We start from the raw sequence: 22360 nt of genomic DNA on the forward strand, positions 1-22360 counted from the left end.
GGTCAGCCCTCCTTCGCGGGCTCGTACGGGGCGACGATCTCCAGCACCACGCAGTCCGTCTCCATGCCCGGCCCGGCGCACAACAGCAGGACGTGATCGCCCGGGACCACCTCGCCGCGGGTCCACACGTGTTCGAGGCCGATGAACGGGTCCGCCGCACCGGCGTGCCCGAGCGTGCGGGTGAGTTCCCAGGTGCCGCGTGTGTCGTCGATGCCCAGCGGGTCGAGGTAGATGCTCTCCAACGCGCCTCGGGTGTAGCCGGAGTGGCAGATCCGGGCCACCTTGTCCAACGCGAGACCGGCCTCGCCCAACGTATGTTCGACGGTCTCGGCCACCACGTCACCGAAGTGCCCCATCGGCGGGGCCACGCCCTGGGCCCACTGCTCGCGCCAATAGGCGCTGCGCTCCTCGAAGTTGAGTGAGCGGCCGATGGTGATGCCGGGCGGGAAGCGCTTCTCGCCGCCTCGGTGCAGTTCCTCCATCGACGGATTCGACACCGCCCCGAAGGCCAGCACCCGGGCGAAGCCGGCCCGCCGGGATACCACCGCCGCCGCGCCGCCGTCCGCGAGCAGGAACAACTTCGACGCCCGCCAGCGATCCACCAGCGGGGTACCGAAGTTGTCTCCGCAGGTCAGCAGCACCGCGTCGTGCTCCGGGTTGCCGAGCAGCCGGTACGCGGCGCTCTCCAACGCGGCCAGCGAACCGAGGCAACCCGGCCCCACCTGGACCGCGGTGATCGGCCGATCCAACGTGTTGCGCAGCACGTAGTGCGGCGCCGACCAGCCGTCCGGGCCCTGGTGGTGGGTGGCGGTGTGCAGCAGCGCGCCGAAGTCGTCCCGGTCGTGGCCCGACCGGCGCACCGCGACCTCGGCCGCCCGCACCGCCATGTCCGGCCCGGGCAGGTCCCGGGCAACCATCACCGACTCCATGCCGGACGCCTCGCGGTCCGCCGGGTCGTACCAGGACGCGCCGACCGCGAACGCGGTGCTCACCACATCGGGTCGATACGTGCCCACGCCCGCGACGAATACGTCCTCGTGGAACCTCATCACGCGTCCTCCTCCCGCGCGGGCACCAGGTAGCGCGCCACGCTCTCCAACTTCTCGCAGGTCTCCTCGAACTCCCGTTCCGGCGTCGAGTGGCCGACGATGCCGGCGCCCGCACGCAGCCAGGTGTGCCCGTCCTTGCGGTAGGCGCTGCGCAGCACCAGGGCCGCGTCCAGTTCGCCGATGTGGTCCACCGTGAGCACCGCGCCGCTGTACAGGCCCCGCGTGCCGGGCTCGTGTCGGCGGATCGAGGCGTACGCGGCGTCCTTGGGCACGCCGGACGCGGTCACCGCCGGGAAGACGGCTGCGAAGGCGTCCCAGATGCCCGCGCCCGGCGCCAGTTGTCCGCAGACCTGCGACGCCAGGTGCTGCACGCTGCCGCGCTCGCGTACGGCCATGAACTCGGGCACCGACACGCTGCCCCGCACACACACGTCCTCGAGTTCGTCGGTCCCGGTCTTGACCGAGATCGCGTGCTCGTAGACCTCCTTCGCGGAGGCCAGCAGGTCGGCGCGCAGGTTCTCGTTGACGAGCAGATCGGGGGTCAACGCCCGGGTACCGGCCAGCGGTTGGCTGACCACGGTGCCCGCCGCGGACACCTTGACCACGATCTCCGGGCTGAAGCCGATCGCCTCGATGCCGCCGAGGTCGAGCAGGAACGAGCGGGCCGGGTCGTTGCTCCGCCGACCGGTCACGTAGGTGGCGATCAGGTCGATGTCCTCGTCCACGTCGACCACCCGGGAGAGGATCACCTTGTGCAGGTCGCCGTGGTTGATCTCGTCCACCGCGAGCTTGACCGCCTCGCGGTACTCGAACTCGCCCCGGCCGTGCACGTCCAGCGGTCGGGCCGGCTCGGCGGACCCCGCGACCGGCGTGCCGATCGTGGTCATCAGGGCGCTCAGCGTCTCCTGGTCGACCGCGCGCAACAGCGCGTGGCCGTCCTCCAGTCGGACCTCGGCGCGCGGCACCACCAGGTGCAGCAGCCGCTCGTCGCCGACGTGGGTGAGGTCGCCGTCCTTGGCGTAGGAGAGTTCGAACGCCGCCCAGCCGTACGCGCGCCACTCGGGCACCGCCACGGTGTCCAGGAGTCGGGACACCAGGTCCAGCGGCCGGTCGTCCCAGGGCAGCACGGTGTCCGGCTCGTGCTCGCGGCTCAGCCTGGCACCGTGCCGGTCCAGCGTGAGTTCGGCCCGTACCCCGCCCGCGTACGCCCACATGCCGTCGTTCTCGTAGACCACGTAGGACGCGTGCAGCCCGGAGCCGGCCAGTCGGGCCGCGACGAGCAGCGGCTCCTCGGCGAGCGGGATCTGCGTCTCGAAGTAGTGCAGCCACCTGGTGGGACTCATCTGCGAGCGTCCTCTCGTAGCGGTCGGGACCGCGCGTCGACGACCGCGACGCACACAGGCCGCGGGCCGGGGGCGGGGACGGTGGTGGGGCGCGGCGGGCCGGAGTCGGACCGATGCCTGGGGTTACCGTCAACGACGATACGGAGGTAACCGGGTGGGAACCACAAGCCCGCGATAAGGGGTTCTTCTCGAAACGCGAAGTCGGCGCATCCCGGGGGAATGCGCAGACGCGGGGGTCCGACCGCCACCGGGACCAGGCGGGGTCCGGCCGTGCGCCGCTACCGCGGCGTCAGGTCGTCGTCCTCCTCCTCGATCGGCGCCGGTACCGCCTTGGGGCCGAACAGGCGGCGCAACACGGGTTCGGCGTAGCGCGCGGTGAAGGGGCCGGCGACCACCAGGATGAGGACGTAGGCGGCGGCGAACGGTCCCATCCGGGGTTCGACGCCCGAGGTCGCGGCCAGGCCGGCGATCACGATGGAGAACTCGCCGCGCGCCACGAGCGCGCCGCCCGCCCGGTAGCGGCCGGGTTTGGCGATGCCCGCGCGGGCGGCGGCCCAGTAGCCGGTGGCGATCTTGGTCAGCGCGGTGACCAGGGCCAGCGCCGCCGCCGGCAACAGCACGCCGGGCAGCGCGCTCGGGTCGGTGGACAGGCCGAAGAAGACGAAGAAGACCGCCGCGAACAGGTCGCGCAGCGGCGCCAGCAGGGTCTGTGCGTGTTCGGCCACGTCACCCGAGATCGCGATGCCGACCAGGAAGGCGCCGACGGCCGCGGAGACCTGGAGCTTGTCCGCGACGCCGGCGACCAGCAGGGTCAGGCCGAGTACGCCGAGCAGCAGGAACTCCGGCTCCTCGCTGGAGAGCGCCTTGGAGATCCGGCCGCCGTGTCGGAGCGCGAGGAAGAGCACGATGCTGATCGTGCCCAGCGCGATGGCCACGGTGAGCGAGCCGCCGAGCAGCCCGACGCCGGCCAGCAGCGCCGTGAGGATGGGCAGGTAGAGCGCCATCGCGAGGTCTTCGATGACCAGGACGGACAAGACGACCGGGGTCTCCCGGTTGCCCAGGTGGCCCAGGTCGCCGAGTACCTTCGCGATCACCCCGGACGAGGAGATCCAGGTGACGCCGGCCAGTGCGAGCGCGGCGGTGGTCCCCCAACCGAGCAGCAGCCCGGCCAGGAAGCCGGGGACCGCGTTGAGCAGCGCGTCCATCGCGCCGGCGGGCGCGGCGGTGCGCAGGTTGGTGACCAGTTCGCCGGCCGTGTACTCCAGGCCGAGCAACAACAGGAGCAGGACCACGCCGATCTCGGCGCCGATCTCGATGAAGTCGTCGCTCTGCGAGAGGTCGAGTACGCCGCCGTGTCCGAAGGCGAGGCCGCCGAGGAGATAGAAGGGGATGGGTGACATCCCCATCCGGGTCGCGACCCGGCCGAGGATGGACAGGCCCAGAATGATGGCGCCGAGTTCGATGAGCAGTGTTGCCGGGTGCATGTGGGGCTGTGCTCGCGTCGTTCGCAGGGGCAGGGGCGGTCTGCGGCTCGAACGCGGGTGAGGGAGTCCGCGGTCGGGTGGGGTCAGTCCTCGGCGAGCAGTTCCGCGAGCGCCACGGCCTCGGCCCGGGTCAGCCGTACGCCCGGGCCACAGGCGTCGGGGTCGTCCACGTTGTAGAACGCGATCCGTCGCACGCCGTCACGGCCGGCGACCACGGAGATGGCCCGACCGGCGGTGGTGGAGAGCGTGTACTGCGTACCGATGCCCGGGAGGGGGGTTTCGCTGATCGGGACCTGGCCGCCCATGAGGTTCTCCTGTTCGAACATAAGGGGCTTCAGGTTAGGTGCAACAGGGTGTCGATCGGTGTTCTTCCTGGGTTTCGATGCGGCCTTGGCCCGGGTTTGCACTGTTTGCCCGCAGGGATGCGGGTGGATTTCGCCGGATCGGCCGGCCGGCGGAGGTGGGTGGGCGCCGACGGGGTATCCGGGAGGCATCGTCGCCGCCGCGACGTGTCCGGGCCCGCCCGGACCCAGCCCTCGCCAGGAGGTTGCCGTGACCGATCCGTGGCCGGATCCCCTGCCCCCGATTCCGCCGATGCCCGGTCCGCGCCCGCTGCCGGAGCCCGGCCCCGAACCGCTCCCGCCCGACCCGGGCGGCCCACCCGTGCCACCCGTGCCGGACGAACCCGACCCGGAACCGGAGCCGGCGCCGATGCGCTGACGCACCGGCGCACTCTTCGACGCCGCCGACCCGGGCGCTCCGCGTGCCGAGACACGCCGGGAGCGCCCACCGGCGCACGCCACCGCCCTCCGCCACCCACCAGGGGCCCATCCGGGCCCCGCGCTCCCGGGGCTCCGGCCGAGCCGGGTGTGGTCGCTCTCGACGCCGGACGCGGCGGGAACCGGAGAAGGAGCGCGAATGCGATTCCCGGCCGCCGGTTGCGGCCGGGTGCTGCTTCTTTCCCGTGGACGAGAGTCCGGCCTGTTGGTTCGTCAGCGGATCGGTACGCCCGACAACGTTCGCGCGATGACCAGGCGCTGGATCTCGCTCGTGCCCTCGAAGATCGTGTAGATCGCGCTGTCCCGGTGCATGCGCTCGACCGGGTATTCGCGGGTGTATCCGTTGCCGCCGAGGATCTGCATCGCGGCGGAGGTGACCCACTTGGCGGTCTCGCCGGCGTACAGCTTGGACATCGAGCCCTCGGCCGCGGTGAACGGCTGGTTCGTCGCCGCCATCCACGAGGCCCGCCAGGTGAGCAGCCGGGCCGCGTCGATCCGGGTGCGCATGTCGGCGATGGTGAACGCGACGCCCTGGTTGTCGATGATCGGCCGGCCGAACTGCTCGCGGACCTGCGCGTATTCCAGGGCCACCTCGTAGGCGGCGCGCGCGATGCCCACCGCCTGCGCGGCGACCGCCGGGCGGGACGACTCGAAGGTGGCCATCGCCGCGTTCGAGCGCCCGGACGTGCCGGACCTGGCGCGCGCGAGCCGCTCGTCCAGCTTGTCCTTGCCGCCCAACAGGCAGTCGCCGGGGACCCGGACGTGGTCCAGCACCACCTCGGCGGTGTGCGACGCGCGGATCCCGTGCTTCTTGAACTTCTGTCCCTGGGACAACCCGGGCGTGTTCGGCGGGATCACGAAACTGGCCTGGCCGCGCGAGCCGAGGGCGGGGTCGGTGGTGGCGACCACGACGTGCACGTGCGCGATGCCGCCGTTGGTGGCCCAGGTCTTGACCCCGTTGAGGATCCAGTCGCCGGTGGCCTCGTCGAATTCGGCGCGGGTGCGCATCGAGGAGACGTCGGAACCGGCGTCGGGCTCGGAGGAGCAGAACGCGGCGACCCGGACGTCGTCGGTGGTGCCGAACAGTTCGGGTGCCCAGGTGATGATCTGTTCCTGCGTGCCGTTGGCCACCAGGCCGGCCGCGGCGAGCGCGGTGCCGGTCAACGCCAGGCCCAACCCGGCGTCGCCCCAGAAGAGTTCCTCCATGATCAGCGGCATGCTCAGGCCGGTGGGGTCGAACGCCTGGGTGGTGAAGAAGTCGAGGGAGTAGAGTCCGATCTTGGCGGCTTCCTGGATGATCGGCCAGGGGGTCTCCTCCCGCTCGTCCCACTCGGCGGCGGCCGGGCGCATCGTCTCGGCGGCGAAGGTGTGCACCCAGTCGCGGATGGTGGTCTGGTCCTCGTTCAGCGCGAGGTTGAAGGCGGTCATGGGTGGTGGCCCCCGGGACATCGTCGAATTGTTACCGGCTGGTAGCTTGAGTGTGTCGTCGCCGCCCGAGGCCGTCAAGAGGCCCGGGAATACCGGCCGATCGGGTTTGCCCAAGCCACGCACCGCGGTGTCCGGCGGCTCGCGCGACGGCCGCCGACGTCCCGTCGGATGCCGGGTCGCGTCGGGTCAGATGCCCGGTCGATAGCGGATCGGATGCTCGTCCGGAACCTGCACCACACAGATCCGCACCCCGTCCGGATCGGCGATCCACATCTCGTCCAACCCCCACTCCTCCCGGCGCGGTTCGCGCAGCACGGTGGCGCCCCTGCCCAGGAGTTCCTTGTGGGTGACGCCCAAGTCCCGCACCTGGAGCCACAACCGCAGATCCGCGCAGCCGGGCCCGGTCTCCGTCGCGGTGCCCGAGACCTCCAGGAACCCGCCGCCGAGGAAGAACACCGTCCCGCGATGTGTCCCGGTCCCGAACTCGCGGGCGATCGCGAGTCCGAGCACGTCGCGGTAGAAGGCCAGCGAACGATCGAGGTCGAGGGGGCGCAACAGGATGCGGCCGGAGAGTACGTCCATGCCTTCAAGCTTCGCCCCGGGGCCACGATTTCGAACCCTTTCGGGGCGGTGTGTCCCACCCCTGCACGGATCGCCGCCCCGCCGCCGCCCCGCCCCGCGTGCCCGTCACCGGCCCGCATAAAGATCCGAACGCGAGCCGCCCGGCCGGCAGGCTGGGACCTCGACGAAGGGTGGTGCCACATGGTGGGGAACGCGGAGCGGGTGCGCGGGAGCATGTTCGGCCTGGCGTACGGGGACGCGTTGGGCGCGCCGACGGAATTCCTGTCCTACGCGCAGATCGTGCGTCGATACGAACTGCCCGGCCCGATGGACCTGGAAGGCACGCCCGCGCTGGTCACCGACGACACCCAGATGGGCCTGGCGGTGGCCCACGCGCTGATCGACGCGCGGACGAACGCGGGGCCGCACGCGCGGGCGAACGGGTGGGTGCCGACCGCCGAGCAGTTCGCGCCGTTGCTGATCGAGCGGTTCCTGACCTGGTGGGACTCCCCGGACAACACCCGCGCGCCGGGGCACACGTGCATGTCCGCGTGCGCCGAGTTGGCCGCCGGCCGGAGCTGGATCGACGCGACCCGCCGCGGCTCCAAGGGCTGCGGCGCGAACATGCGGGTGACCCCGCTGGGCCTGGTCGACCACCTCGACGAGGCCGCGCGGTGCGGTGCGGCGCAGCTCCAGGCGGCGATCACCCATGGTCACCCCACCGCACTGGCCGCCTCGGACCTGACCGCGACCGCGGTACACGCGCTGCGTACCGGTGTGTCGATCGCCGACCTGCCCGCGTACCTGCGTGCGCACGCCGAGGCGCAGCGCGAGGTCTACCACGCCGACTGGCTCGGCGAGGACCTGTGGCGCGGCCCGTTCGCGGACACGCCGGAGGGCTTCATCGCGCGCGGCTGGGACGAATGCCTGGGCGTGCTGGACCGGTTGGACAGCGCGCTGCTGGAGCGCGATCGACGGTCGGATCCGTGCCGGATCACCGGCGCCGGCTGGATCGCGGAGGAGGCGTTGGCCACGGCCGTGTCGTGTGTCGCGCTGTATCCGGACGACCCGAGGTCGGCGCTGGCCCGGGCCGCCGCCACCTCCGGCGACTCGGACTCGATCGCCGCGTTGACGGGCGCGATGATCGGCGCGGTGCACGGCCTCGACGGGTGGCCCGCGGCCTGGCTGGAGCGCATCGAGTACCCGGTCGAACTGTCCGAGGTGTCCGAGGCGCTCCGGATGTGACGCAGGTCGTGGTGTCCGGGACCGCTTACGGGTAGTGATGGCGCCATGGGAAAGATCCATGCCGCCGACCGGGCGGCCTTCGCGTGGGTGGCAACGCATCATGTGCCGTGGGCGAACAAGGCGCTGCCCGCCTTGTCGCGCGCGGCCAACCATTCGCGTCTGTGGGCGGTGACCGGTGCGGGAATGGCGCTTTCCGGTGGACGCAGCGGGCGCCGGGCGGCATTGCGCGGACTGGGTTCGGTGGCGCTCGCGTCGACCGTGACCAACGTGGTCCTCAAGAGTTGGGTACGCCGGCCCCGGCCGGTGATCGACGCGGTGCCGATGGCCCGCCGGCTCAGCAGGCAGCCGTGGACGACGTCGTTCCCGTCCGGGCACGCGGCCTCCGCGGCGGCCTTCGCCACCGGAGTCGCGTTGGAGTCGCGTCCGTTGGGCGTGGCGGCCGGCGCGCTGGCCGGGTCGGTGGCCTTCTCCCGGGTGTACACCGGCGTGCACTATCCGGGTGACGTCCTGGCCGGCGCGGCGCTCGGCGCGGGCCTGGCGGCGGTGACGCTGCGCTGGTGGCCGACCCGGCCGGTGGAGGCGGCGTCCGCGCCGCCGCCGCGCGGGAAGGTGCCGGCGCTGGTCGAGGGGGACGGCCTGGTGGTCGTGGTCAACTCCTCGGCCGGCCCCGAGGGCGACGCCGCCCAGCGCCTGCGCGAACTGCTGCCGGCTGCCAAGGTGGTCGAGCGCGGCCAGAACGGCGATCTGGTCGCGCTGTTGTGCGAGGCGGCCCGGGAGGCCCAGGTGCTGGGCGTCGCGGGTGGCGACGGCAGCGTGAACTGCGCGGCGCGGATCGCGCTCGATCGGGGCATGCCGCTCGCGGTCTTCCCCGCCGGCACGCTCAACCACTTCGCCGGCGACCTGGGCCTGACCCGACTGGACGACACCGCGCAGGCGCTCGCGGCGGGCGAGGCGGTGTCGGTGGACGTCGCCGAGTTGCAGCGCGACCACTCGCACCCGTTCTCCGACGACGGGCAGGAACTGGGCCCGGAGCTCTTCCTGAACACCTTCTCGCTCGGCGTCTACCCCGATCTGGTGCGCTTCCGCGAGGAGTTGGAGGGCAAGATCGGCAAGTGGCCGGCCATGCTGGTGGGCCTGGTCCGGGTGCTCCGGGACGCGGGTCCGGTCAAGATGCGGGTCAACGGCCGTCCCCGCTCGTTGTGGCTGCTGTTCCTGGGCAACGGCCAATACGCCCCGGAGGGCTTCGCGCCCACCTACCGCCCCGACCTCACCGACGGCCTCCTGGACGTACGCATCGTCGACGCCTCCCGACCGCTGGCCCGCACCCGACTGGTGGCCGCCGTACTCTCCGGCACCCTCGGCACCTCGCGCGTGTACGAGGCGTCCACGACCCGCACGATGCGCCTGTCCGAAATACAGGAGGGCGCCGAACTCGCCGTCGACGGCGAAGTCCGCCCCGGCGCGTCCCAACTCCGCATCGCCAAGGGTCGCCGCCTGATGGTCTACCGCCCGGAGGGCGCGGTACGCGACTGATCCCCACCGCCGGACCCCCGGCGCGGCTCACCCCGCTCGCCGTCCCCGCCGCCCGACCGCCTCGGGAATTCCCTGGCCGGGGCGGCGTTGGGGGTGGTGTGAACGTTGTGCCGCCGGGGGTCCGGTTTTCCGTGCTCGACAGGTCGCTCACCCTGGACGGGGAGCATCCGGCCTCCGCGTTGCGTCATGCCGTGGCGTTCGCGCGGGACGTGGAGCGGTTGGGGTATCACCGGTTCTGGGTCGCCGAGCATCACAGCGTGCCGGGCGTGGCCGGGTCGGCACCCACCGTGTTGGCCGCCGCGGTGGCGGCGGTCACCGAGCGGATTCGGGTCGGGACCGGCGGGGTGATGTTGCCCAATCACCAACCGCTGGTGGTGGCGGAGCAGTTCGGCGTGCTCGAATCGTTGTATCCCGGGCGGATCGACCTGGGCGTGGGTCGTTCGGTGGGCTTCACCGACGGGATTCGGGCGGCCCTGGGTCGGGGCAAGGACGCGGCCGAGGACTTTCCGGACCGCCTGGCCGAGTTGCTCGGCTACTTCCTGGGCACCCAGGACGCGCATCCCGGCGTGCACGCCCGACCGGCCGAGGGACTGCGCCCCGCCCCCTTCGTGCTGGCCACCGGGGCCGGCGCGGACCACGCGGCGCGGGCGGGGGTGCCGCTCGTGGTCGCCGCGGCGATCGGCGAGGAGCGCATGCTGCGCGCGATCGAGCGCTACCGGACCGCGTTTCGCCCGTCCGCGTGGTCGGCGCGGCCCTACGTCGTGGTGGCCGGCACGGTCGCGGTCGCCGAGACCGAGGAGGCGGCCCACGACCTGCTGCTGCCCGAGGCATGGGCCGCCGCGTATTCACGCACCCGAGGCACCTTCCCGCCGCTGATCCCGGCCGAGCGCATCCGCGCCGGCACACCGAGCACCCGCGAGCGGGAACACCTGGACGCGGCACTGCGCGAGCAGATCCACGGCACCGCCGAGACCGTCGCCGCCCGGCTGGCCGCCCTGTTCGCCCGCACCGACGCGGACGAGTTCCTGGTCACCACGAGTTCGTACGACCGACCGGGTCGCCTCGACTCGGCCCGACGCCTGGCCGAACTCGCGGGCATCGCGCCCCGGATCGGCGCCGCCGCGGGTTGAGACCCGCGGGTGGTGCGGCCGGGCCGTGCGGCACCAGGCCGACCGATGGCGGCCGGGCGCGCGTGGCAGGCGGTGGGCGTTGCTAACGTGGTGCGGCCCGAGCCGGTCGTTCTGCGGGGAGGTTCCGACCGATGGCCCATGCCGGCCAGCACGCATCCACGCTGCCACACCCATACGCACCCGGGCACACACCCGCGCACGCGGCCGTCGAGACACCCGCGCAGATCGAGCGGCGCTGGATCGCCAACGTCGCCTCGGTGGTGGTTCCGGGCGTGCTCGCGCACCGGATGTTGCGTCCGTCGCACCGGATCGGCAAGCCGGACGGGCTGATGGGCAACCTCAACCGGGTACGCGCGTGGCTCGGCCTGACCATCGTGTTGGCCGTGTTCCTGCGCGGGCTGTACCAGGAGCGCACGCACGCCTCCGGCGCCACCACCAAGGTGCAGGGTGCCCAGGTGGTCGCCGAGTTGGTCTCGGCGATGGTGCGTCGGCTGGTGCTGCTGCCGCTGTACGGCATCGTCGGCATCCTGTTGATGGGCTGCCTCCTGGTGCTCTGCGCCCGGCCGCACCTGCGGTCGTTGACCATGCGCCAGTTGATCCATCCGATCCGCTCGGTCGGGTTGTTCCTGATCGTCCCGGTGCTGGGCATCGCCCTGGCCTGGGGGTGCCGCAAGGGCGCGGGCCTCGGCGCCGACACCAACACGCTGCGCACCGACGGGACCGCGGTGCAGCTCGTGTTGTCGTGGGTGTCCATGGTCGCCGGGATCTGGGTCTTCGGGTTCGCCCTGGTGGCCATCTGGCAGGTGGCGCAACACCTGTTCTCGGCGGCGGACGGGCACCCGATGTTGCCCGCGCTGATGGCGATGTGGCTGGCCTGGACGTTCGCGCTCACCGACATGCTGGTCAAGACCGACAACCCGCTGTTCGCGGGCTCCGACATCGTGCCGGGCAACATCAAGGCGGTGGTCGGCGTGGGCGGTTCGCTGATCATCACCGGGTTGAGCATCTGGGAGATCCGCCGGCTCGGCCGCTGGAACGGCATCACCTGGCGCAGCGGTCCGTGGGGGTCACGCTCGCCGCAGACCCGAGACGCGGTTCAGGGACCTGGGCAGGGACCGAGGTAGCCGCCGAGGCCGACCACCCGGCCCCGGGCGCGGGTGGGTACGCCCGGGGCGTGTCCTCGATCGCCCGCCGGGCGTCGTGGAGCCCGACGGGGGATCGAGGACACGCCCCGGCTAGTCCTTGCTTCGCGCGCTGGTGATCACGCGGTAGCCGAGGCCGGCGGTGCTCTCCTCGACCAGGAACAGTCGGCCGTCGTGTTCGAAGGGCTTGGGCATCGTCTCGGCGACGGAGACGCCCAGGCGCAGCGGATACTCGTCGAGTACGCGGATGTGCCCGGTTTCCGGGTCGAAGTGGACCAGGCGCGGGGGCTTGCTGCCTCGGGCGTTGACCCATACCCGCAGGCCGCCGTCCCGGTCCACCGCGATCGGCGCGGCCTTGCTGTCCACGCTCACGCCCACGACCTTGACGGCGGCGGGCAGCGCGGAGATCCAGCGCACGCGGCCGCTCGCCCGGTCGATCGCGATGATCTGGTTGGCCCCGGGCGTGCTGGACGCGTGCACGGACCGGCCGTTGTTGCCGGGAACGTAGATCGTGCGGTCGTCGGCCAGGATGCGCGGCGCGGTGCCGCGCGCGTCGCCGATCAGCGGGCCGCCGGCCTCGATCGGGTAGGCGGGCTCGCCCCGGTCGGACAACACGATCAGCCGCGTCGGCCCGCCCGGTGCGTTCGGCTCGTCGACGATCACGGGGGAGGTGGCGACCACCGGTGATCCGCCCTTGGCGACGGTGCCGTCCCGGGGCAGCTTGTGCACCCAGGCCGGCTTGCCGGTGAGCGGGTCGACCGCCCACACGGCGTCGGTGGTCCCGCACAGTCCGTTGGCGACGAGCGCGGGGCCGCCGCGGAAGCCGGTGACGTGGCAGCCCGCCGCGAAGGTGCGGTCCGCGACCCACAGTTGGGCGCCGTCCTTGATCCGGAACGCGGTGTCGCCGCTGACCGCGACACCGCGCGAGACGGCCAGGCGTTCGCGGGCGGGGGTGTCCTTGGCGGGGCGCGGCTTGCTCCACACCTCGGTGCCGGAGGTGAGGTCGATGCCGGCGATCCGGTCGCACGCGGTACCGACGCCGTAGACGACGATGGCGATCGGGCCGTCGGTCTCGGCGCCGGCCGCGCACATCGCGGCGCCGTTCGGGAGCGGCTTCTCCCACACGGTCGCCCCGCTGTCCACGCGGTACGCGACCACCCGGGCACGTTCCGAGCGGACCACGGTGTCGCCCTGGAACCAGGTGCCCTCCAGCGTGCGCGGGTCGGCGACCGCGTTGTCGGGGGGCTTGGGGCCGTCCCGACCCTCCTTCAACGCCCAGGCGACGGTGACGCGTTCGCCGACGTTGTCGTAGCCCTGGGGCTGCCGGACGGCCTGCCGGACCGCGCCGACACCCGCGATCGCGAGTACCACCAGGGCCAGGATCGTGCCGCGGAGCAGGATCGGCCGATCGCGCGCGGGCCGGACCCGGTCCGGGGCGAGCGGCGGTCCGAAGACGAAGTGGTGCGCCGAGGCCGCGGGTTGCAGAGGCATCGGGGCCGGCGTCGGCGGGAGCGGTGAACCGGGGCCGGCCGGGCCGACATATCCGGCTCCGTGCGGGTGCGGGTGCGCGTGCGGGTAGGGCGTGGGCTGCGGATGCGGGTCGTGCAGCGGCAGGTTGGGGTTGGCGACGAAGCCGCCGCCGGAGGCGTTCGGGAACGGCGCGGGTCGGGGCTGTGGTTGGGCCGGGTCGGGGGTGGCAGGCCGGCTGTGAGGATGGCCCGGCGACTGGGGTGCGGTCCGATCCGACGGCGGGGCGAACGCGGGTGGCGTCTGGGCCTGGGCCGGCGGGGCGAACGGCGGAGGTGTCCCGGGCGACGCCGGCGGGGCGAACCCCGGGGGCGTGGACTGCCCCGCCCGGGCCCGGCGTTGCTCGTCCCACGGGTCCTGCGAGTCCTGCCGGTTCGGCGCGCCGTCCGGGTCGTGCGGGTGCCGCGGGGTGCTCACGCGCCACCTCCCGCGATACCGGGTAGCACCGGTGCGCCGAGGCCGACGTCGCGGGGACCGGGCAGGTCCTTCTTGAGGTCGCCGCGGTCCAGCGGGCCCACCGACTGGCCGACGTTGTGCAACCACAACACCAGGAACGCGATCACGGCGGCCGATGCCGCGGTGATCAGCACACACACCACGATCACCCGCACCTTGCGCGGCGCGGCCGGCCGGTTCGCCGCGGGCGGCTCCGTCGCCCCGCCCCACGGTTGTGGTGTCGGTCCCGGTCGTGGTGTCGGCCCGCGGCCCCGACCCTGCCCCGGCAATGAGTGCGTCATGACGATCGCGCCCCCCGTGTTCCTGTCCCGAATCCACCCCGTGCCGCGACCGCGATCCGGCACCCTCGACGCAACGCCGCGTCGATCACCGTACCGACCCCGGCCGGTTCCCGCCGACAATCACCCCCCGCCCGACGTGGAACCCGCGCCGGGCGCGGGCTCGACGGACGCTCTGCGGGAGGCGGACGGGACCACCTTGTGGGCGGTTTGTCGAGGTGGGGCAGGATGGCGACGCGTCGATCGACGTCGTTGTCGTAGCGGGGAAGTGGATCGTGTCGTTTCAGCATCCGGCCGGGGGCGAGCAGCCGCCGCCCGGTGGTGGGCCCTATGGGCCGCCGCCGGGATACGGGGCACCGCCGCCCCCCGGTCAGTCGTACGGTGGGCCCTACGGTCCGCCGCCCGGGGCCCACCAGCCGGGCGCCCACCCGTACGGATACGGGGCCCCGCCGCCCGGGCAGCCGATGTACGGGCCGCCGCCCGGATACGGCCCTCCGCTGCCGCCGGAGCGCCGCGGCCCCAAGGTCGCTCTGATCGTGACGGCCGTGGTCGGTGTGCTGGCGGTCGGTACGGTCGCCGTGCTGGGGGCGACCGGGGCGTTCTCCTCCGATGACAAGGACTCGGTGGCCGAGCCCACGTCGTCGGTTTCCGCGCCGGTGACCGGTGGGCCGACCACGCCGACCACGCGGCCCACTTCGGCGCCGCCGGCGCCGCCTCGGCCGACGAGCACGGCGTCGACGGCCAAGCGCCGGGTGGACACCCCCGCGCGGGCGGGCGGCCTCGATCGTATGGGCGACGACGTCTATCCGCTCCAGACCAGCATCCGGCGGCAGGCGGTGGCCGGTTCGAAGGTCGCCGCCTACGGTCCGGCCGGGGCGACCACCCCGACCGCGCTGGTGATGGTGATGGCCAACCCCTCGCCGCTGTTGTCGCCGACGACGGTGATGGATCAGATCATCGAGGGCATGCAGGACGGTGCGCAGGAGAAGTCGGCGGACATGGGCAACGTGCGCGAGATGACTCCCGGCGCCCTCGGCGGTGTCGTGCGTTGTACCAGCATCCGCTCGGGGGGCAAGGCGCTGCCCACGTGTGTGTGGGCGGACGCGGACACGGTGGGGGTCGTCTACGCGATCAACGAGACGTCGTTGGACGCCGCGTCGGCACTGACCCTGCGGGTGCGTCCCGATCTGGAGAAGTGACCGGCCGTCCGGAGCGTGACCCACCACCTGGGGAAGCGACCCACCGGTGATTTCGGTGCACGCGGCGGGCCGGCTCGATTCGTCGAGTCGGCCCGTTCGCATTCCCGGGACCCGCTGCCCGCTCCGGCGATACCGGGATTCGGGGCGGGTCGGCCGGTGTCCACCTTCGGCCCGGTCGCCGACTGCGCCGGCGAGCCAAATCGGGGCGGAGTTCTTGGTGGCTCGTCCCAACGCGGTACTCGGAGTGCTCATTATGCTTCGAGGAGTGGCTACGCGAGGAGTCGGTTATGGTTGCCCCGTTCGACACGACGGATTTCCGGCGTACCCTCGGATACCTGCCGACCGGGGTAACGGTAATCACCACCACCGACCCGTTCGGCCGGCCCGTCGGTATGGCGTGCAATTCGTTCATGTCGGTTTCGTTGAATCCCCCACTGGTCATGTTGTGTGTCGGTGAGGCGTCGGCGACGCTGGTGGATCTTCGACAGAACGGCGGATTCTGCGTCAACATCCTCGGCAGCGACCAGGGGCAGTTGTGTCGGCAGTTCTCGGTCAAGGACATCGATCGATTCGCCGATGTCCGGTGGAGCGAGTCGGCGGCCGGCCCGGAATTGTGTGACGCGCTCGCCTGGATGTCGTGTTCGATCGACGTCGAGCATGTCGCCGGGGACCACGTCATCATCATTGCCGAGGTCACCGCGCTGCGGGTGAATCCGGACGAGCCCGAGCCGTTGGTATTTCATCGCGGCCTGTTCGGGTCCTTTCGGGAGAGCGCGAAACCGGTCGCGGCCGGGGCCGCACCCGGAGCGGGAGCCGGCGCCGGCGGCCGGACGGTGTCGGTCGCCCCGAGTACCGCCGGATAGGCGTACGCGCCGACCGCACCTCGCGCCGCGGACGCACGGCGAGCCGACCACACCTCGCCGTTGCCCGAAGGCACGCGAGCGCACCGCCGTAGCCGAGCCCCCGAACGCGCGGCCCCGCAGCGCCGTACCGCGGCGCAGGTGCCCGCCCGCACCGGCGCGCGACCGGCGCGGACCGGCCCGGCAGCCTCGTTCGTCCCGCCCGAATCGCTCGCCACACGACCCCCACGCGGGTCGGCGTCGGCGCCGCGCGGGCCGAACCCGCGGCAGATCCACCGTCGTTCGCACTGGTATCGGCAGGTCGTGCGCGCCATGCTTGCCCACACCTTCCGCGCCGCGTGTCGTCGTGCCGCCGGCGGAAATGGCGGAAACGGGGCAGCGGGAACGGTCTTTCCTCTCGCATATCGCTCACCATGGCGGAGAATGGCTCATTAGGGATTAATTTTTATATACCGGCCAAATGGTAGAGACATTGAACGCTGCTCGGGTATCCTTCCGGGAGGTAAATGGAAGGAATGCATAGTTCACTGGGAGTGCCTTTGTTTCCCGAACCGGGTGCCGGAATATTCGAAGTTTATGAATGGAGTTTAGGCCAGGACGGATTCGCGGTCGACGATGTCACGCACGAGTTCGGATTCGAGAGTCCCGGCCGGGGTGAGGAGATCGTGGCCGAACTCCTGGAACTTCGGCTCATTCAACCGTCCCGTCACCAGGACGCCTGGTTCGTCCCGGCGGACCCGAGTATGGCCTCCTCCCGGCTCCTGACGCGCAGCGAGCGCGAGTTGCTCGGTTGGAAGATGGCGACGGGCCAGCTCCGGAACGAGCTGGCCCGACTTTCGCTGCTGTTTCGGTCGAGCAGGTTCGGCGATCGGAATGTCAATTCATTCGACGTGGTCAAGGAACCCGAGACGGTCGAATTGCTGCTTTCCGAGGCGGCGGCGCACAGTTCGCACGAGGTCGTCTGTATGCAGCCCCGCGGCGGGCGGCCGATCGACGAGTCGATCGAGGCACAGACCCGGAATTTCCGACTGCTCGGCCGGGATGTGCGCCTGCGTGTCCTGTACCAGCACGCGGCCCGGTTCGACATACCGATCCGTGAGTATGCGGGGAAGTTGGTCGACGCCGGTGCCGAGTTGCGGACGGCCGGAGCGCTGTTCGGCGAGATATACATCTTCGACCGCTCTTCGGCGTACATCCTCGCGAGCGGCGACGAGGGCGGTGCCGTGGTCGTGCAGGAGCGCTCGCTCATCGACTTTCTCTACTCCTGTTTCGAGCACGTCTGGGCGACCGCGAAGGATTTCGACAGTCGACGGGCCGAAACCGAAGTCATCAGCAGCGACATGAAGAAGGAGATCGTCAAGATGCTGATCTCCGGCGCGAAGGACGAAGCCATCGCCCGGCGTCTGGGCGTGTCGGTCCGCACCTGCCGTAAACATATCGGCCAGGTTATGCAGATGTTCGGCGCGACGAGCCGGTTCCAGTTCGGCTACCTCGTGAAGGAGGCGAACCTGGCGGAGGACGTGTAGCGGCGGCCGGTTCCGTCCACCCCTTGGCCGGCCGCGGCGCGGCCGCGCCCTCCCCTCGACCCGTCCGTCGGCGCGCGCCCGCCGCGGGGACCGTTCGACGCATGACCGGGTACCCGTGTGCTGGTCAAGTGCAGGGTGCGTGAGTTTCATCAAGTGGAGGTGCAGCTTGATGAGCGGGTCGGGGGGTGGAGTCCGCAGCGCTTCTGTCACACACTGTAGGGAGTCGCAACCGCACAACGGCGGGATGTTCGCCGAACACCAGCCGAACACCAAGGGGGCCGCGTCGATCCGTTCATCCCTTGTGTCACCGGTTCGCCCGAGCGTTACAAGCGGGGTTTCGGGGGCACGGTGGCGAGGTAGGTTGCGCATGGAGAATCCTGCACGAATTCATTCACTGGTCATTTTCCCCGGGTGCGGGGTGGCATAGGATTTCGTACCCAGGGCGGCCTTGCAGTCGGCGTCGCAAAGATGCGACTCGGTCGACCTGACGATCCATTATTTTCGTGTTCGCTTGTCTCGACGAGTGGACACTCTCTTGATGTGCACAATTCCTTCCGAAAGTATTTCCGCACGCGATCTTTCCGCACGCAAACTTTCCACACGCAAACCGGGGGTGGTTATGAGCGGGTCTGTCGTTCGTGATATCGGTCGGGGGTTTAGAAAGCCCTTCGCCGTTCCGGGACGGGCGGGCGTGGTCGACCGATGACCGAAAACGGGCGCGCGCCGCAGCTTGCGGTGTTCGGCGCGGGAGTGATGGGAATCGGGATCACGACCCTCGCGGTCGGGCGCGGGGTGCCGGTCGTCCTGGTTGACGTGGATCCGGCACGGCTGGGCAACGCCCGCGAGCGAGTACGGGACGAGCTTCGGCTCGCCCACATGATGGGCGCGCTCCCGCGCGGCGGGCCGATCGGCGAGTTGGAACTCGCCGACTCCGCGGTGGCGGCGGCGGACGCGACCTGGGTGATCGAGGCGATCACCGAAGTGGCCGAGCTGAAGGCCAAGGTGCACCGGGAGATCGCCTCCGTGGTCGCGCCGGGCACGCTGCGGATCACCAATACCTCGTCCATTCCGGTCGACGAACTGGCGGGGGAGGTACCCAACCCCGACTCCCTGCTGGGCGTGCACTTCATGAATCCGCCCTACCTGATCGGGACGCTCGAGGTGATCCGGGGGCCGCGGACCGGCGAGGCGGCGATGACGGCCGTGCGAGACCTGCTGGCCACGTTGGATCGCAAGGGGATCGTGGTCGGGGACGGGGCCGGCTTCGTCACCAGCCGCCTGCTGCACCGGATGATCAACGACGCGGCGAACATCGTCGAGGAGGGGCGGGCCGGCGTCGAGGACGTCGACGCCCTGATGGAGGGCTGTCTCGGACACCCGACGGGCCCGCTACGCACCGCCGACCTGATCGGTATCGACAACCTGGTCGACTCCCTGGTGGTGCTCTACGAGCGCACCGGGGACGAGGGTTGCCGGCCCAGCGAGTTGCTCCTGCGCAAGGTCGCCGAGGGCAACCACGGCCGTAAGACCGGGCGTGGTTTCTACGAGTACGGCGTCCGCTGATGGCCGGCCAGGTGGAAGTGGACGAGCGCCTGCTCGACTACGTGCGGTCGGTGTCCCTGCGCGACGACGAGATCCTGCGCGACCTGGTCGCCGAGACCGCCTTCATGCCCGCGCTCAGCGCCATGGTGACGATGCCCGAAGAGGGGCAACTGCTGGCCATGCTGGTCGGGTTGACCGGCGCCGGCCGAGTGCTGGAGATCGGCACCTTCACCGGTTACAGCACGCTGTGCATGGCCCGGGCGCTGCCGCCCGGCGGGCGGATCGTCACCTGCGACATCAGCGAGCGCTGGACCAGGATCGCCCGGCGGTACTGGGAACGGGCCGGGGTCTGCGACCGGATCGAACTGCGGCTGGGGGACGGCGCGCAGACCATGGTGGACCTGCTCGCCGAGCACGGGCCGGAGACCTTCGACCTGGTCTTCGTCGACGCCGACAAGACCGGCTACGCGCGTTACTACGAAGAGGCGCTGACCCACCTGCGGCCCGGCGGCCTGATCGTGCTGGACAACACCCTCTACTTCGGGCGGGTCGCGGACCCGGAGGCGGACGACGCCGACACCGAGGCCATCCGCGCGCTCAACGCCGCGCTCCTGGTCGACAGCAGGGTCGAACTGTCCATGCTCGTCATGGCGGACGGCATCACGTTGGCACGCAAGAACAAGGTGCAATAGGAAGGGACTTTTCCCATGACGGACCAGACAACGGATCTGACGGTCGCCGACATCGAGCAGCGGATCGGCGAGTTTCTCCAGGCGAAGACCAGGCTGACCTGGGAGCCGGAGGTGGACCTGTTCGCCTCGGGCGCGGTCTCCTCGCTGTTCGCGATGGAGCTGGTGGTGTTCGTGGAGAGCACGTTCGGCGTCGCGGTGGAGGGTGCCGACCTCGCCATGGACAAGTTCCGCACCGTGCGCTCGATGAGTTCGCTGGTGACCCGGCTGCGCACCGGTGGTGACGGTGCTTGACGCCCTGACCGCCCTGGTGACCGAGACGGTCGCCGACGCCGCGGGCGAGTGGGACGTGGCGGGCGAGATTCCGATCGACGTCCTGCGCGGACTCGGCGCCAAGGGCGTGCTGTGCGCCGAGGCGAACCCGACCTTCGGCGGGCTGGGCCTGTCCGGCGCGGCCAACGGCGAACTCGCGGCGCACACGGGCGCGTTGTGCAGCTCGCTGCGCAGCGTGATGACCTCCCAGGGGATGGCCGCGTGGACGATCCAACGGTTCGGTGACAAGGCGCAGCGCACCGAGTACATCGGCCGGCTCACCGGCGGCGAACTGGCCGCGGTGGCGTTCAGCGAGCCGGGCGCGGGCAGCGATCTCGCCGCGATGGCCACCGAGATTCGGCGCGACGGCGACGAGATCGTCGTGGACGGCACCAAGACGTGGATCACGGTCGCCGCGTACGCCGACTGGATCCTGGTGTTCGGTCGCCACGAGCGCGGCGCCGCGGTCGCCGTGGTGCCGACGTCGGCGCCCGGTGTCCGGGTGACCCGGGTGGCCGAACCGCTCGGCTGCCGGGCCGGCGGGCACGCCACCGTGGAGCTGGACGAGGTGCGGTTGCCCGCGGCGAACCTGCTCGCGGTGGCCGGCCAACCGGCGCTCATGCTGACCACCATCGCGCTGACCTACGGCCGGCTGTCGGTGGCCTGGGGCTGCGTGGGAATCCTGCGCGCGTGCCTGGCGGCCGTCGCTCGACACGCGGCGACCCGGGAGCAGTTCGGCAAGCCGCTGCTGCAACACCAGCTCGTCGCCCGGCACCTGGCCGAGCTCTATGCCGCGGAACGAACGGCGACGTTCGCCTGCGAGCAGGCGAGCCGCAGTTGGGACGCGGGTTCGCCGGAGCAGGTACCGGCGTCGGTCCTGGCCAAGCACGTCGCGGCCGGGAACGCCGCGCGCGGCGCGGCCTCGGCGATGCAGGTGCTCGCCTCCGCGGGGGCGGCGGGCGGGCACGTGGTGGAGCGGGCGTACCGGGACGCGAAGTTGATGGAAATCATCGAAGGCAGCAACGAGATCTGCCAGTTGATCCTCGCTGAGCACGCCGCCTCGGCGGCGGGCTGAGCGGTCGCAGAAACGGGGGCGAAGATGTCCGAAACACAACCGGTCGTGAAGTGCCTGGTGTGGGATCTCGACAACACACTGTGGAACGGCACGTTGGTCGAGGACGGCCATGTCGAGGTCGACGACGTCGTGCGCAAGGTGATCGTCGAACTCGACGCGCGGGGCGTGTTACAGGCGGTGTCCAGCCGCAACGACCACGACGAGGCGTGGGCGCGGCTGGAGGAGCTCGGCCTCGCCGAGTACTTCGTCCTGCCGCACATCGGCTGGGGCCCGAAGTCGGAGTCGGTGCGCCGGATCGCCGAGCAGTTGAACTTCTCGCTCAAGACGATCGCGTTCATCGACGACCTGCCGACCGAGCGCGCCGAGGTCGAGTACCACCTGCCGGAAGTGCGCTGCTACCCGGCCGAACAGGTCGGCGTGTTGCTCGGCCTGCCCGAGTTCAGCCCGGCGGTGGTCACCGTCGACGCGCGCCGGCGCCGGCAGATGTACCAGGCCGGGTTCGAGCGGGACCGGGAGCGGGAGCAATACCACGGCGCCGACGAGGAGTTCCTGCGCTCGCTCGACCTGGTGATGCGGATCGGCAAGGCCAGGGACGAGGAGATCACCCGGGTCGAGGAACTGACCCTGCGGACCAGCCAGATGAACGCGACCGGCGTGCACTACTCGGATGCCGCGCTGCGTTCGTTCCTGTCCGACGAGAGCCACGACGTGCTGGTGGTCTCGATGAGCGACCGCTTCGGACCGCACGGCGCGGTCGGGGTGATGTTGATCGAGAAGACCCCGAGTGCCTGGCACATCAAACTGTTGGCGACCTCGTGTCGGGTCGTCTCGTTCGGCGCGGGCGCGGTACTGCTGCGCTGGCTCACCGACGCCGCCGCCCGGGCCGAGGTGCACCTGGTCGCCGACTTCCGGCGCACCGAACGCAACCGAATGATGGAAGTGGCTTACCGGTTCGCGGGGTTCACCACCGCGACCTGTGCCTGCCTGGACTCGTTCTCGCCGCCCGAGGGAACCGAGTGCCTGCATCTGGAGCCGGTCCGGCAGGACGCGCCCACCACCATGCGCGTCCTCACGCCGGAACCGAACGTCGACGGCCGTGAAGCGGAATGGCTGTAACCGGGGCTCATCGCTCGGTCGACCGCTGAACAGGAACGATCTACGGGGGATCTCTTGCAGTTCTTGGTGCTCGGCCCGTTAAAACT

The 22360-nt window shown here is 71.2% G+C and carries 21 protein-coding genes; 13 read left to right on the forward strand and 8 right to left on the reverse strand.

The features are described from left to right. Positions 1–2: 2 nt before the first annotated feature. From ACH4U8_RS23385 to ACH4U8_RS23400, 4 genes are all read right to left on the reverse strand, one after another. Positions 3–1049, reverse strand: a complete 1047-nt coding sequence (locus ACH4U8_RS23385) for a ketoacyl-ACP synthase III family protein (RefSeq protein WP_395780091.1) — start codon at positions 1047–1049, stop codon at positions 3–5. Next, the gene (locus ACH4U8_RS23390) at positions 1049–2392 is read right to left on the reverse strand and encodes a salicylate synthase (protein ID WP_395779896.1); all 1344 of its coding nucleotides are present in this window, start codon (positions 2390–2392) and stop codon (positions 1049–1051) included. Before ACH4U8_RS23390 ends, ACH4U8_RS23385 begins: the two co-directional genes overlap by 1 nt. Positions 2393–2670: 278 nt before the next feature. Then, positions 2671–3876, reverse strand: a complete 1206-nt coding sequence (locus ACH4U8_RS23395) for a cation:proton antiporter (RefSeq protein ID WP_395779898.1) — start codon at positions 3874–3876, stop codon at positions 2671–2673. Between the two features lie 83 nt (positions 3877–3959). Next, on the reverse strand, positions 3960–4181 hold the full coding sequence (locus tag ACH4U8_RS23400) for a hypothetical protein (protein WP_395779900.1): 222 nt from the start codon (positions 4179–4181) through the stop codon (positions 3960–3962). 247 nt (positions 4182–4428) lie between these two features. Here ACH4U8_RS23400 and ACH4U8_RS23405 point away from each other — a divergent pair, with 247 nt between their 5' ends. Further along, entirely contained in the window at positions 4429–4596 is a 168-nt protein-coding gene (locus tag ACH4U8_RS23405) for a hypothetical protein (protein WP_360321522.1), read from the forward strand. Positions 4597–4868: 272 nt separating this feature from the next. Here the strand turns inward: ACH4U8_RS23405 and ACH4U8_RS23410 are convergent, their stop codons facing one another. Continuing rightward, a complete protein-coding gene (locus ACH4U8_RS23410) occupies positions 4869–6083 on the reverse strand; it encodes an acyl-CoA dehydrogenase family protein (protein WP_360322561.1) in 1215 nt (404 codons plus the stop codon). 186 nt (positions 6084–6269) lie between these two features. Next, positions 6270–6665 carry a VOC family protein gene (locus tag ACH4U8_RS23415; protein WP_360322558.1) on the reverse strand — a complete coding sequence of 132 codons (396 nt, stop codon included), beginning with the start codon at positions 6663–6665 and terminating at the stop codon, positions 6270–6272. Between the two features lie 180 nt (positions 6666–6845). On the opposite strand from ACH4U8_RS23415, the gene ACH4U8_RS23420 reads away from it, so the two are divergent. From ACH4U8_RS23420 to ACH4U8_RS23435, 4 genes are all read left to right on the forward strand, one after another. After that, positions 6846–7889, forward strand: coding sequence for an ADP-ribosylglycohydrolase family protein (locus tag ACH4U8_RS23420; RefSeq protein WP_395779902.1), 1044 nt, complete (start codon positions 6846–6848; stop codon positions 7887–7889). Between the two features lie 45 nt (positions 7890–7934). Then, positions 7935–9422, forward strand: coding sequence for a phosphatase PAP2 family protein (locus ACH4U8_RS23425; protein ID WP_360322553.1), 1488 nt, complete (start codon positions 7935–7937; stop codon positions 9420–9422). Between the two features lie 98 nt (positions 9423–9520). Next, a complete protein-coding gene (locus ACH4U8_RS23430) occupies positions 9521–10552 on the forward strand; it encodes an MsnO8 family LLM class oxidoreductase (RefSeq protein ID WP_395779904.1) in 1032 nt (343 codons plus the stop codon). A 131-nt stretch (positions 10553–10683) separates the two neighbouring features. After that, on the forward strand, positions 10684–11676 hold the full coding sequence (locus ACH4U8_RS23435; protein ID WP_395779906.1) for a hypothetical protein: 993 nt from the start codon (positions 10684–10686) through the stop codon (positions 11674–11676). 111 nt (positions 11677–11787) lie between these two features. Here ACH4U8_RS23435 and ACH4U8_RS23440 read toward each other — a convergent pair whose 3' ends face one another. Next, complete coding sequence (locus tag ACH4U8_RS23440) at positions 11788–13638, reverse strand: PQQ-binding-like beta-propeller repeat protein (RefSeq protein WP_395779908.1); 1851 nt, start codon at positions 13636–13638, stop codon at positions 11788–11790. Then, the gene (locus ACH4U8_RS23445) at positions 13635–13958 is read right to left on the reverse strand and encodes a hypothetical protein (RefSeq protein WP_360322541.1); all 324 of its coding nucleotides are present in this window, start codon (positions 13956–13958) and stop codon (positions 13635–13637) included. Before ACH4U8_RS23445 ends, ACH4U8_RS23440 begins: the two co-directional genes overlap by 4 nt. A 272-nt stretch (positions 13959–14230) precedes the next feature. On the opposite strand from ACH4U8_RS23445, the gene ACH4U8_RS23450 reads away from it, so the two are divergent. From ACH4U8_RS23450 to ACH4U8_RS23485, 8 genes are all read left to right on the forward strand, one after another. Next, complete coding sequence (locus ACH4U8_RS23450; protein ID WP_395779910.1) at positions 14231–15154, forward strand: hypothetical protein; 924 nt, start codon at positions 14231–14233, stop codon at positions 15152–15154. A 287-nt stretch (positions 15155–15441) separates the two neighbouring features. Beyond that, positions 15442–16017, forward strand: a complete 576-nt coding sequence (locus tag ACH4U8_RS23455) for a flavin reductase family protein (RefSeq protein WP_395779912.1) — start codon at positions 15442–15444, stop codon at positions 16015–16017. Positions 16018–16679: 662 nt separating this feature from the next. Further along, the gene (locus tag ACH4U8_RS23460) at positions 16680–17540 is read left to right on the forward strand and encodes a helix-turn-helix transcriptional regulator (RefSeq protein ID WP_360322532.1); all 861 of its coding nucleotides are present in this window, start codon (positions 16680–16682) and stop codon (positions 17538–17540) included. 702 nt (positions 17541–18242) lie between these two features. Further along, positions 18243–19103, forward strand: a complete 861-nt coding sequence (locus ACH4U8_RS23465; protein ID WP_360322529.1) for a 3-hydroxyacyl-CoA dehydrogenase family protein — start codon at positions 18243–18245, stop codon at positions 19101–19103. After that, a complete protein-coding gene (locus ACH4U8_RS23470) occupies positions 19103–19774 on the forward strand; it encodes a class I SAM-dependent methyltransferase (protein WP_360322526.1) in 672 nt (223 codons plus the stop codon). Before ACH4U8_RS23465 ends, ACH4U8_RS23470 begins: the two co-directional genes overlap by 1 nt. A 15-nt stretch (positions 19775–19789) precedes the next feature. Further along, positions 19790–20065 carry an acyl carrier protein gene (locus ACH4U8_RS23475; RefSeq protein ID WP_360322523.1) on the forward strand — a complete coding sequence of 92 codons (276 nt, stop codon included), beginning with the start codon at positions 19790–19792 and terminating at the stop codon, positions 20063–20065. Further along, a complete protein-coding gene (locus ACH4U8_RS23480) occupies positions 20049–21158 on the forward strand; it encodes an acyl-CoA dehydrogenase family protein (RefSeq protein WP_395779914.1) in 1110 nt (369 codons plus the stop codon). Before ACH4U8_RS23475 ends, ACH4U8_RS23480 begins: the two co-directional genes overlap by 17 nt. Before the next feature lie 24 nt (positions 21159–21182). Further along, positions 21183–22274, forward strand: coding sequence for an HAD-IIIC family phosphatase (locus ACH4U8_RS23485; RefSeq protein ID WP_360322517.1), 1092 nt, complete (start codon positions 21183–21185; stop codon positions 22272–22274). Positions 22275–22360 lie beyond the last annotated feature (86 nt).

Source organism: Embleya sp. NPDC020886 (assembly GCF_044333915.1).
Taxonomy (GTDB): domain Bacteria; phylum Actinomycetota; class Actinomycetes; order Streptomycetales; family Streptomycetaceae; genus Embleya.